At 67.8% G+C, this 12,182-nt stretch carries 7 protein-coding genes and 2 pseudogenes; 2 read left to right on the top strand and 7 right to left on the bottom strand.

Features of this window, described 5'->3' with window-relative positions:
• Position 1 precedes the first annotated feature (1 nt).
• Positions 2-466: a PaaI family thioesterase gene (locus ASE28_RS12855; RefSeq protein ID WP_057200434.1), complete on the bottom strand. Its 465-nt coding sequence runs from the start codon at positions 464-466 to the stop codon at positions 2-4.
• Positions 463-918, bottom strand: a complete 456-nt coding sequence (locus tag ASE28_RS12850) for a MerR family transcriptional regulator (RefSeq protein ID WP_057266865.1) — start codon at positions 916-918, stop codon at positions 463-465. The genes ASE28_RS12855 and ASE28_RS12850 overlap by 4 nt, the downstream gene beginning before the upstream one ends.
• A 331-nt stretch (positions 919-1,249) precedes the next feature.
• On the opposite strand from ASE28_RS12850, the gene ASE28_RS12845 reads away from it, so the two are divergent.
• Positions 1,250-6,127 carry an EAL domain-containing protein gene (locus ASE28_RS12845; RefSeq protein ID WP_057266864.1) on the top strand — a complete coding sequence of 1,626 codons (4,878 nt, stop codon included), beginning with the start codon at positions 1,250-1,252 and terminating at the stop codon, positions 6,125-6,127.
• Positions 6,128-7,153: 1,026 nt separating this feature from the next.
• On the opposite strand, the gene ASE28_RS12840 is transcribed toward ASE28_RS12845, so the two are convergent.
• Together ASE28_RS12840 and ASE28_RS12835 are read right to left on the bottom strand one after the other, a co-directional pair.
• Positions 7,154-7,750 carry an acyloxyacyl hydrolase gene (locus tag ASE28_RS12840; protein WP_057266863.1) on the bottom strand — a complete coding sequence of 199 codons (597 nt, stop codon included), beginning with the start codon at positions 7,748-7,750 and terminating at the stop codon, positions 7,154-7,156.
• A 181-nt stretch (positions 7,751-7,931) separates the two neighbouring features.
• Positions 7,932-8,480 carry a Spy/CpxP family protein refolding chaperone gene (locus ASE28_RS12835; protein WP_057266862.1) on the bottom strand — a complete coding sequence of 183 codons (549 nt, stop codon included), beginning with the start codon at positions 8,478-8,480 and terminating at the stop codon, positions 7,932-7,934.
• Between the two features lie 312 nt (positions 8,481-8,792).
• Here ASE28_RS12835 and ASE28_RS12830 point away from each other — a divergent pair, with 312 nt between their 5' ends.
• Positions 8,793-9,851, top strand: a complete 1,059-nt coding sequence (locus tag ASE28_RS12830; RefSeq protein ID WP_057200429.1) for a recombination-associated protein RdgC — start codon at positions 8,793-8,795, stop codon at positions 9,849-9,851.
• 42 nt (positions 9,852-9,893) lie between these two features.
• Here the strand turns inward: ASE28_RS12830 and ASE28_RS12825 are convergent.
• From ASE28_RS12825 to ASE28_RS12815, 3 genes and pseudogenes are all read right to left on the bottom strand, one after another.
• A pseudogene (locus ASE28_RS12825) lies at positions 9,894-10,643 on the bottom strand (acetyl-CoA C-acyltransferase); the annotation flags it as partial.
• A gap of 269 nt (positions 10,644-10,912) precedes the next feature.
• Positions 10,913-11,347 (bottom strand): annotated as a pseudogene (locus ASE28_RS12820) (beta-ketoacyl synthase N-terminal-like domain-containing protein); the annotation flags it as partial.
• Between the two features lie 33 nt (positions 11,348-11,380).
• Entirely contained in the window at positions 11,381-12,178 is a 798-nt protein-coding gene (locus tag ASE28_RS12815) for an enoyl-CoA hydratase/isomerase family protein (RefSeq protein WP_057266861.1), read from the bottom strand.
• Between the last annotated feature and the right edge of the window lie 4 nt (positions 12,179-12,182).

Genomic DNA, 12,182 nt, shown 5'->3' with positions numbered 1-12,182 from the left:
TTCAGGACAGGACTTCACGTGGAGGGCGCGCCGCCGCACCCTCCACATTGCGCGCCGTGGCCAGCAACGTGGCGCACAGCGTTTCATCACCTGACTCTGCGACGGCATAGACATCCGCCGCGCAGACGGTGAGCGTGCGGCCCGCGTCCACCACACGGCCCCGGGCGCGCAGGCAGGTGCCACGGGCCGGGGCCAGCAGCTTCACGTGCGCATCCACGGTGGCATTCGTCCAGCCGGCCGGCAGGGTGCTGCCGGCAGCCGCCACCGCGGCAAAGTCGGCCAGCGCGAAGATCGCCGTGGCCTGCAGCTGGCCTGGGCGGAAACACAGGGATTCCTGCACCGGCATCTCCAGGTCCACCTGGCCATGGGCCACCCGGGTGAAGCGCAGGCCCAGGGTTTGCGCAATCGGCATGGCCAGCACATGGGCCTGGAGCAGCGCGGAGGAATCGGGGGCGTGTGGGGTCATGGTTTTCTCCTGGAGACACGGGGGATGGGGGAACTGGCCGGGGCCAGCGGGCGCTTGCGCACGCGCGGCCAGGGGGGCGGCGCCGGGTTGGGGGTCTTGGCGGCAGGTTCCCTGGCCTGCAGCCAGGCGATGTGGTCCAGCACCGTCTGGCGCTGGGCCTGCAGCAGGGCCGCCTGGTCCGCCAGTTCCTGCGCCCGCTGGTGCAGGGCCTGCACCATGGCGGCGATGGTGAGCCGGCCGCTGCGAAAGTCCGCCAGGTGCTCGGCAATGCGCGGCAGCGCAAAGCCCAGCTGGCGCGACATGGCGATGAAGACCACCTCGCGCTCGGTACCCTCGGTATAGTCACGGTAGCCGTTGGCCCGGCGCCCGGGCTGCAACAGGCCCTGGCTTTCGTAGTGCCGCAGGGCGTGCACCGAGACCGAGGTGCGGCGGGCGAGTTCGGAGATCTGCATGCCGGCAAGGCTAGCAAGCCTCGCGCTGCACGAAGGTTGCATCCGCGACTGCCACACCGCCCACAGTGCGGGTTAGGGCCGACATGGGGCAAGCGCTTCCCGGTGTAGGATTGCCTTTTTAAGTTGCAGCGACCACGGTTTGCGTCTAGAAACGGTCATCTGGCACCCCAGGACAGACGGGGGGTGTTTCGCTGCGACTTTTGCCACCCCTTTTTTCATCATCGACTCCGGTCCGGGCTCCTCTTTCCATGCTGGCTACACCGCTCCCCGCAAGAACGTGTCACCGACGCCCGGACACGCACGGCCCGAGCGGCACCTTGCGCGACTGACCATGCAGCATCCAGAGCACGCCACCGCTGAGGCTGCGCGGCTCCATGCACTGCAGTCCTACGCCATCCTGGACACGCCCTCCGAGGACGCCTTCAACAAGCTGGCCGTTCTGGCGTCACGCATCTGCCGGACACCGATGGCGGTGGTCAATTTCGTGGACAGCGAGCGCCAGTGGTTCAAGGCCGCCGTGGGCATCCCGTTCCAGGAGACCGACCGCGCGGTTGCCTTCTGCGCCCACGCACTGAACGGCAGCAAGGACCCGGTGGTGGTGGACGATGCCAGCGCGCACCCGGTGTTCTCCCACAACCCGCTGGTCACCGGCAGCCCGCACATCCGCTTTTACGCCTGTGTTCCGCTGGTCAATGGCGACGGCTTTGCCCTGGGCACGCTGGCGGTGCTGGACACCCGTGCCCGCCGCCTGGAGGCCGAGCAGCTCGACGGCCTCAAGGTGCTGGCCGAGCAGGCCATGGTGCAGCTGGAGCTGCGCCGCCAGCAGCGCCTGCTGGCACAGCTGGTGGAGCAGCGCGACCGCATGCACGACGAGCTGGTGGAGCAGGCAGAAACGCTGCGCGTGGCTGGCCGCATCGCCCAGGTGGGCGGCTGGATCGTGGAGCTGCCCAGCATGCGGCTGAGCTGGTCGCAGGAAATCGCCGCCACTTACGGGCTGACCCGGCGGGTGGGTGCCGTGGGCCAGATCCTGGACCTCTACACGCCGCCGTACCGCAGCGCCTTGCGCAACGCATTCAGGGCCTGCCTGCGGCACGGTACCCCCTTCGACCTGGAGGCCGAAGTCGTCATGCCGGGGGACCGGCATTTCTGGGTGCGCACCGCCGGCCAGGCGGTGCGGGATGCGCAGGGCCGGGTCATCCGCATCCAGGGGGCCTTCCAGGACATCTCGGCACGCCACCAGGCCGACCTGGCGCTGCAGCGCAGCGAAGAGCGCTTCCAGCTCGTCTCGCGCGCCACGGCCGATGCGATCTGGGACTGGAACCTTACCACCGACGCCATGTGGTGGAACGAGGGCATGCAGACCCTGTTCGGCGTGCCGCTCGACCAGTTGCCGCCGGACAGCACCTCCTGGACGCTGCGGCTGCATCCCGAGGACAGCGAAGCGGTGCTCAAGGGCATCCACGCGGCCATCGACGGAACCGACAGCCACTGGTCGGACGCCTACCGCTTTCGGCGCCAGGACGGCAGCTATGCCTGGGTGCTCGACCGCGGCTTCCTGATCCGCGACAGCAGCGGGCGCGCCGTGCGCATGGTCGGCGGCATGGCCGACCACAGTGCACAGAAGGCGGTAGAACTGGAAGCCCAGCGCGACACGCGCAACCATGCCGAGCTCTTGCACCTGCAGCAGCGCATCTCCTCGCTGGACATGCCGCTCGCCGACGTGCTGCACATGGTGGCCGAGGCGGTGAAGCGCCAGACCGGCGCCCGCGGCGCCATGGTGGAATTGATCGAGGGCCGGCACCTGGCGGCCAAGGCCTCGGCCGGCGACATGGTGCGGCCCGAGGGCGACCTGCTGGCGGTGGATGAATGCATCCTCTGGCCCTCGCTCCAGCAGGGCCGCACGGTGCTTTGCAACGACACCGAGGGCGAGGGCTGGGACATGCAGTCCATGGTCCACCGCCATGGCGTGCGCTCGGTGATGGCCGCGCCGCTGCGCGCAGGGGACGTGGTGGTGGGCTCGCTCACGGTCACCTCGGACCGGGTCAATGCCTTTTCGCGGCGCGACGTGGCGCACCTGGAGATCCTGGCCGAATCGCTCGGCGCCATGGTGCAGCTGCGCCACGTGGCCGGGCAGCTGCATGCCTCGGAGCTGCAGTACCGCATGCTGTTCGACGAACACCCGCAGCCCATGTGGGTGTATGACCGGGGCAGCCTGCGCCTGCTGGCCGTGAACCACGCCATGGTGCACCACTACGGCTACAGCGAAAAGGAACTGCTGCGCATGCACATGCAGGACCTGTGGCCCGCGCAGCACCGCGCAACTGCCGAGCGCCGGCTGCGCGCCATCGACCCGCAGCAGCGCAGCCTGCCCAAGGTGCGCCGCCATGTGCGCAAGGACGGCAGCCTGATCGACATGGAGATCACGGCGGGCAACATCGATTTCAACGGCGTGGGGGCGCGCCAGGTCTTGGCCTCCGATGTGACCGAGCGCGTGCGCAACGAGGCCGAACTGGCCCGCATGGGCCGGGCCCAGCGCCTGCTGAGTGCCTGCAACGAAACCCTGGTGCGCGCCACCTCCGAGGCCGCCTTGCTGCAGGCCATCTGCCAGATCGCGGTGGACATTGGTGGCTACCGCATGGGCTGGGTGGGTTTTGCGCGCGACGATGAGCGCAAGTCCATCGAACCGGTGGCCCATGCGGGCTACAACAACCAGTACCTGGAAGCGCTGCACCTGAGCTGGTCGGAAGACGACGCCTACGGGCGCGGCCCGGCGGGCCGAGCCGTGCGCTCGGGCAAGCCTGTGATCGTGCAGGACATACGCCAGGAAAACCACTTCGTGGACTGGACCGAGCGCATGCTGGAGCACGGTTTCCACGCCGTGATCTGCCTGCCGCTGCGCGACCGCGACCGCACCTTCGGCCTGCTCTACCTGTACGCACCCGATATCCTGCAGATCAGCACCGAAGAGACCGGGTTGCTGCAGGAACTGGCCAATGACCTGGCCTTTGGCATCAACAGCCTGCGCACCCAGAAGGCGCAGCAGCGGCTGCAGGCCTCGGTGCTCAAGGTGGCGGCGGCCGTGTCGGCCAGCACGGGCACGGAATTCTTCGAGCAGCTGGTGCGCAACATGGCCGAGGCCCTGGATGCCCAGGGCGGCTGCGTGGTGCGCCTGCTGCCGCAGTACCATGACCAGCCACCGCGCGTGAGCACGCTGGCGGCGGTGCTCGACGGCCAGTTCCTTGCGCCCACCGACTACGCTCTTGAAGGCACGCCCAGCCTGCAGCTGCTGGACCAGCGCCAGTTCGTGGTGGCCGACGGGGTGCAGCAGCTGTACCCGGATGCGCCCGTGCTGCGCATGGTGCAGGCCCGTGGCTACGCCGGGCAGCAGCTGTGCAACGCCGATGGCGAGGTGGTGGGCCTGGTGTTCGTGCTGTTTCGCCATGCCATCGCCGACCCGAATTTCGTCATCTCCACCCTGCAGATCTTTGCGGCGCGCGCCTCGGCCGAGATCGAGCGCCAGGTGGCGGACGCACGCATCCGCCACCAGGCCTCGCTGCTGGACAAGGCGCAGGACGCGATCATCGTGCGCGACCTGGAACACCGCATCATCTTCTGGAACCTGAGTGCCGAGCGCCTGTATGGCTGGTCTAAGCTGCAGGTGCTGGGCCAGTCGATCGAGACCCTGCTGTACGAGGACCCCACGCAGTTCCGCCGGGCCACCCAGGCCACGCTGGAGCATGGGGAGTGGACCGGCGAGATCGTGCAGCAGCACCGCGATGGCAGTTCCATCGATGTGGAGGGCCGCTGGACCCTGGTGCGCGGCGACAACGGCCAGCCCCATTCCATCCTGGCCATCAACACCGACATCCGCCAGCGCAAGGCCACCGAACGCGAGATCCAGCGCCTGGCGTTCTACGACCCGCTGACCGGGCTGCCCAACCGCATGCTGCTGATGGACCGCATGCACCAGGCGCTGGCCAGTGCCCGGCGGCACCAGCAGGGCGGGGCGCTGCTGTTCATCGACCTCGACAACTTCAAGACCCTGAACGACACCCTGGGCCATGACCAGGGCGACATGCTGCTGCAGCAGGTGGCGCAGCGCCTGAACACCTGCGTGCGCGCCGTGGACACCGTGGCCCGCCTGGGCGGCGACGAGTTCGTGGTGATGCTCGAGGAGCTGAGCGTCCGGCCCGACGAACTGGTGCTGCATGCGCGCTCGGTGGGCGAGAAGATCCTGGCCACGCTGGCCATGCCCTATGCCCTGGCGGGCTACCAGTACCGCAGCACGCCGAGCATCGGCGTGGCCCCCTTCACGAGCGAGCAGACCAGCGTGGGCGAGCTGCTCAAGCAGGCCGACCTGGCCATGTACCAGGCCAAGACGGCGGGCCGCAACACGCTGCGCTTTTTCGACCCGCAGATGCAGGCCGTGGTGACCGAGCGCGCCACGCTCGAGACCGACCTGCGCTCGGCCCTGGCGCAGGATGAGTTTCTGCTGCACTTCCAGCCCCAGGTGCGCCAGTCGGGCCTGGTGGTGGGGGTGGAGGCGCTGCTGCGCTGGGCCCACCCGCAGCGCGGCATGGTCTCACCGGCGCAGTTCATTCCGCTGGCCGAGGAAACCGGCCTGATACTGCCGCTGGGCCGCTGGGTGCTGCACACCGCGTGCAAGCTCCTGGCCAGCTGGCAGGACGACCCCGCCCTGAGCCACCTGACCGTGGCCGTCAACGTGAGCTCGCGACAGTTCCGGCATGCAAGCTTCGTGGACGACGTGGCCCGGGTGCTGGCCATCACGGGCGCCCCCTCGGGCCTGCTCAAGCTGGAGCTGACCGAGAGCCTGCTGGTGGAGGACATGGAAACCACCATCGCCACCATGGCGGCGCTGCGCTCCTACGGGGTGGGCTTCTCGCTGGACGACTTCGGCACCGGCTACTCGAGCCTGAGCTACCTGAAGCGCATGCCGCTGGACCAGCTCAAGATCGACCAGAGCTTCGTGCGCGACCTGCTCACCGACCCGAACGACGCCGCCATCGTGGACACCATCATCGGCCTGTCGCGCAGCCTGGGCCTGGAAGTCATCGCCGAAGGCGTCGAAACCGCCGAGCAACGCGAGCTGCTGGCCCGCGCAGGGTGCCAGCTCTACCAGGGCTACCTCTTCAGCCGCCCCCTGCCTGTGGACGCGCTGGAGGCCTTCCTGCGCAGTCCGCCCCCGTAGAGGGCAGCGTGGTGGCGCTCCGGCGGCCCCATTGGCGCAGAACACGGCGCATTTCTCATGAACACGGCCGCAGCACCCCCTGCGGTTTTTTTTCGCCAGTGCAGCGTGTTGTCCCTGCCTGGAAGGCCCGTGCCTGGGCAGAAAGGCGCATGCGGGGCGAAGGATGTTGTTCTCTGTCTTCTTCTTATAGTCTTTATAAATACATAGTCGTAGTAGTAGAGCGCGTCATTTTGTGTGGACAAGTGCATTTTCCCCTGTCCTGGCAAGCACTTGCGTGGCGATGAACCCTGTGTGCCGCACGCGGTTCCTGCTGTCGCGCCAACGGGGACAACAACCGGGAACCGCACTTCGCTGTGGACAACCGGGCAGTTGTGCCAGCAATTCCCCCAAAGTTATGCACAAGGACAGGCCGATACGTGGAAAAGTCACTGCACAGGCGCGGCTTCTCTCCCGGTGAGCGGCTCCTTGCACCCTTCAGGGTCGCCTGCAGCCTGGCAATGGCTTGTCGGACCCTGCGCGGCCTCCTGTTCAGCCAGGCGTGGCTCCGTAAGCCAGCCTGACCCTCGGCCTGCCGTGTGCAAAGAAGGGGCCTTCTGCGGCCTGTGAAGGGCACGGGCAGCTCTTTCTTCCCTGTAGGGTGCCAGCGCGTTGCCCTGTGGGTACAACAAGCTCCAGGTCGGTCGACGCGCCCTGCATCAGGTTTTGCTTGTTATTCTTTAATAGCTCTATAAATCAATAGCAGTAGTAGTAGAGCAGGGGCTTTTTTGTGGACAAGCCCGTTTTTCCCAATGCTGGCGCGCACTTGCGTGGCTTCAAACCCTGTGGCACGACGGGGCTGAACTTTGCGGTTGGATGACAACAACTTTCGGCTGCGCCGCAGTTCTGTGGATAACCAATGGGTTGTTCGGCAACCATACCCATGGTTATCCACAGATGGATCGGAGCCTGGGCACAAAAAAGCCCGCCGAAGAGGCGGGCTGTGGGGCCAGGTGCCGGGTAGGCCGGTCGCCGGGGCTGGTGGCCGGCTCAGAAGTGGTACCCGTAGCGCAGTTGCGCGAAGTTCTCGCCCGGGTTGGGCTTCTTCACGCCGGCATTGGAGACATGCTGTACACGCAGCACGATGTCGTGCCGGCGCTGCTCGCCCAGGCTGACCCCCAGTCCCAGGTGGGAGGCGAAGTTGGCACGGGTGCTGAAGGTGCGTTCGGGCGTGACGTAGCGCTTGTCGGCCACCGTGAGGCCGATGCCGCCCTCCCAGAACCAGGCCGAGCGGCCTTCGTCCATGCGCAGGCGCAGGGTGGGGGTGACGCCGAGCACTGTGGTGTGCGAGCGCCCGCCCTGCGCACCGTCAAAGGTCCAGCGGCTGGCGTAGAGATCCCAGTAGCCCGTGAGCTGGCCACCCCACAGCGGGCGTTGCCAGTCCTTCCAGGGCAAGGTGCCGCCGAGGGTGATGGCATCGGTATCCCGGCGGGCCTGGGAGCCCTGGATGTAGATGGAGGGTGAGGCCTGTGCGCTCTGTTGTGCCATGGCGGTCTGCGGCACAGCGGCCAGGGCGCCCAGCGCCACGGCGGCTGCCAGCGCAACGGAGAGTGGGGAAGAAGCCGGGCGGAAGGGTTTGGTGTTCATGGTTTTGTTCCGTGGTTTGACATACACAGCTGTATGTAAATGAGTGTAGGAACGCCCCCACCAGTGGTTTTGTAGGCCGCAACCGCAGCTTGATGGCGGAAAAAGGAAAAGGGCTCCGAATGGAGCCCTTCTGATGGTTGCGACACCGCTGCCGCGCAGGCGGGTGTCGCACGCCCGGCGCTTACTTCTGCGCTGCCGGTGCTGCTGCTGCACCGGCGGGCTTGTCGCCATGGCCGCGGTGGCCATGGGGGCCGTGCTTGCCATGTTCGCCCCGCGGGCCCATGCGCTGGGCGCGGGCATCGAAGGTCTTTTGCTGCTCGGGCGTCAGCACGGCATAGAAGGCCTTGGTGGCTTCACCGCGGCGGTCGGCCTCGGCGGCGTGCTGTGCACGCATGGCGCGCATGCGGTCGATGCGCTCGGGGGTGGTGAGCTTGTCCATGTCCTTGTGGTCCAGGCGGGCCTGGCGTTCGCCCGGTTGCATGGAGGCGGTGAAGGTGTTCCAGGCGGGTTCCTGCGCCGGGGTCAGCTTGAGCTGTGCCTTGAGCGCGGCGGCGCGCTGGGCCATGTGGGCCTGGTGGCGTTCGCGGTGTTCGCCTGGGCCCTTGCGGGCATCGGGGGCGGCTGCCGCACCCACGGCGGGCGGGTTGGCAGGGGTGGGCTGTGCCAGCACCGGCAGGGCCAGGGCGGCGAGGACGGCGGCGGCAACGGTGTGGCGGGACAGGAAAGCCATGGTGAGAGTCCTTTCAGAGGGAGGAAGGGGCCCCGGAACGGTAGTTCCAGCGGTTGACTGCAGTGTCTGCCCGCCATGTATCGCCCGCATGCACGTTGTTTGTCCCAGTGTAAAGTTGTGACAAGAAGATCGTCTTTACCTGCGGGCCCTTGCAGCTATCAAAAGCGGAGCAGGCGTATGGATTTTCCCTGTGTTGCACTGCGGCCCGGTACGCAAGGGGCGCCGACCACCGACAATGGAGGGTTCCGTGCCAGCGCCGCAGGCGTGCATGGCACCGGTGGACAGCTTCGTCCGGTAACCAGAGGGTTTTTCGTGTTCAAGAACATGATCGTGTACCGCATTGCTCCGCAATGGCAGGTGGAATTGACGCAGGTGGAAGAGGCGCTGGCCAAGGCCCCCTTCATGGAGTGCGGTGCCACGCAGGAAAAGTCGCTGGGCTGGGTGCCGCCGCGCGGCGATGAGCATGGCGCCATGGTCGAGTCGGTGGGAGGGCAGTGGATCCTGCGCTTCATGGTCGAGTCCAAGGTGCTGCCAGGCTCGGTGCTCAACCGCCGCGTGAAGGAAAAGGCCGAGCGCATCGAGAAGGAAACCGGGCGCAAGCCCGGCAAGAAGGAGAGCAAGGAGCTCAAGGAAGAGGCCAAGCTCGACCTGCTGCCCATGGCCTTCACCAAGCAGGGCTCGATGTGGGTGTGGATCGACAGGGAAGCACGCACCATCGTGTTCGACACGTCCAGCCAGGGCCGTGCCGACGAGGTCGTTTCGCTGCTGGTCGAATACCTGCCGGGCCTGTCCGTCTCGCTGCTGTACACCGAGACCAGCCCGCAGGTGGCCATGTCGCACTGGTTGAGCACGCAGGAGCCGCCCGTGGGCTTTACCGTGGACCGCGAATGCGAGTTGAAGAGCGCCGACGAGTCCAAGGCCGTGGTGCGCTATTCGCGCCACCCGCTGGACATCGAGGAGGTGCAGGCGCACATCGCCGCCGGCAAGCTGCCCACCAAGCTGGCGCTGACCTGGGACGACCGCGTCTCGCTGATGCTGACCGAGGGCCTGCAGATCAAGAAGGTGTCCTTCCTGGACACCGTGTTCGAAGGCACCAAGGCCGATGACGGCGGTTTCGACACCGACGTGGCCATCGCCACGGGGGAGCTGTCCAAGCTGATCCCCGACCTGATCGAGGCGCTGGGTGGTGAATCCGATGGCATTGGGGCCAGCGCTGTTGCGCAAGCCATCCCCGCGGGCAGCGGCCCCTCGGGCCCGGGCCTGGCGGCCGCTGCACCCGTGCCGCCGCGCGGCAAGGATGTGGCGGGGCGCGCGATCACCGGGCCGGCGACGGCACCGGCGGACACCGACCCGGATTCGGCACCGTTCTGAACCAGGCGACGCGCGGCGCAGTGGCCTGCGCCTGCGCGCCGTTCACACCCGTTCGAAGATCGCCGCAATCCCCTGACCGCCGCCGATGCACATGGTCACCAGCGCATAGCGCCCGCCCGTGCGGTGCAGCTCGGCGATGGCCTTGGTGGTGATGATGGCGCCCGTGGCGCCCACGGGGTGGCCGAGCGAAATGCCCGAGCCGTTGGGGTTGACCTTGGCCGGATCGAGGCCCAGCTCCTGGATCACGGCGCAGGCCTGGGCGGCGAAGGCCTCGTTGGCCTCGATCACGTCCATGTCCTGCACCGTGAGGCCGGTGCGCTGCAGGACCTTCTGTGTGGCGGGCACCGGGCCGATGCCCATGTAGGCCGGCTCCACGCCCGCATGCGCGTAGCCCACCAGGCGGGCCAGGGGTTTCAGGCCCAGGGCCGAGGCGCGCGCGCCCGATGCCAGCACCACGGCGGCGGCGCCGTCATTGATGCCTGAGGCATTGCCGGCGGTGACCAGGCCGTCCTTCTTGAACGCGGGCTTCATGCCGGCCAGCACTTCCAGGGTGGTATTGGCGCGCACGTGCTCGTCCGTGTCGAAGACCACCGCGCCTTTGCGCGTGGTGATCTCCACCGGCACGATCTGCTCGCGGAAGTAGCCCGCAGCGATGGCGTGCGCTGCGCGCTGCTGGCTTTGCACGGCCAACTGATCCTGTGCCTCGCGGCCGATGCGGTAGCGCTCGGCCACGTTCTCGGCGGTGATGCCCATGTGCATCTTCTGCCACGGGTCGTGCAGGATGCCGAGCATAGGGCCTGTTCACCCCAATTTCGGGGATCGCGTTGCCCGGCCTGGGGGCTGGATGCTAGGCGCCCGTGTGCAGCAAGGTGTGCACCTTGCAAGCGCGGGCAACGCTGCAGACGGCCCCCAGGCCGGGCAACCCGAAGGGAAGGCCCTTGCCGGCGCGCCACTCGTCGTTGCGTTCCTTGCGTGTGCAAGGGCACACGCTGTGTCGCGCGCCTAGATTGGCGCGCCGGCAAGGGCCTTCGCGACCCCGAAATTGGGGTGAACAGGCCCTAGTCGATGCTTTTCGCGTCGCCCATGCGCGCGCCGTAGCGCGCTGCGGTGTCGAAGTAGGGGCCGCGGCTCATCGATTCACTACCGCCGCCGATGGCGATGTCGCAGTCGCCATAGCCGATGGCCTGGGCCGCCGAGATGATGGCCTGCAGGCCCGAGCCGCACAGGCGGTTGACGTTGAAGGCCGGTGTCTCGATGGGGCAGCCCGCATCGATGGCGGCCACGCGCGCGAGGTAGGCGTCCTTGGTGTCGGTGGGGATCACGTTGCCCATCACCACGTGGCCGATGGCATCGGCCGGCAGGCCGCTGCGCGCGATGGCGGCCTTGACGGCGGTGGTGGCGAGGTCGGTGTTGGGTACGTCCTTGAGGCTGCCGCCGAAGGTGCCGATGGCGGTGCGCGCGGTGGAAAGGACGTAGACGTCTTGAAGGCTGCTCATGGGGGGAATGTGTCGAAAGAGAAGAAAGGGAATTCAGCGCCCATTGAACTGGGCGGGCCGGCGTGCGTAGAAGGCCGCTATGCCTTCGCGGAAGTCTGCGGTGGCGGCGCAGTGCGCAAAGGCCTGCTGCTCGGCCGCCAGCTGCTCGGGCAGGCTGCGTTCCAGCGACTGGCGCATGAGGCGTTTCATTGCGCCGTAGGCCACGGTGGGGCCGGCGGCCAGGCGCTCGGCCACGGCGGTGGTGGCGGCGTCGAGTTCGGCCATGGGTACCACGCGGTTGACCAGGCCCAGGCGCAGCGCGTCGTCGGCCGTGAAGGAATCGCCGAGCAGCGCGATCTCCAGCGCCTGGCGCAGGCCCACCATGCGCGGCAGCGCCCAGGAGGCGCCCACGTCGCAACTGGTGCCCAGGTTGATGTAGGCCAAGTTCAGGCGCGTGCCCTCGGCCATGAGCACGTAGTCGGCCTGCAGCAGCATCGACAGGCCGGCGCCTGCGGCCACGCCGTGTACCTGGGCGATCACGGGCGCATCGATCTGCGCCAGCAGGGCCAGGCCCGCGTGCAACGGCCCGAGCAGTTCCATCGCGCCCTGCACGGGGTTGGCGCGCAGGGTGGCCAGATCGCCGCCGGCCATGAAGCCCTTGCCGTTGCCGCGCAGCACCACGGCGCGCACGCTGGCGTCTGCCGCAATGGCCTGCACGGCGGCCAGGAAGGCCTGGGCCATGGGCACGTCGATGGCGTTGAGCGCGGCGGGGCGGTTGAAGCGCAAGGTGGCGATGGCGCCCTGGCGCTCGTGCAGCAGGGCGGGAGGCGCAGCCTCGGTGTCGTCGGTCATGTCG

Origin of the sequence: Acidovorax sp. Root219 (assembly GCF_001428665.1) — a bacterium.
GTDB lineage: Bacteria > Pseudomonadota > Gammaproteobacteria > Burkholderiales > Burkholderiaceae_C > Acidovorax.
This window is presented reverse-complemented; position numbering and strand designations above follow the sequence as displayed.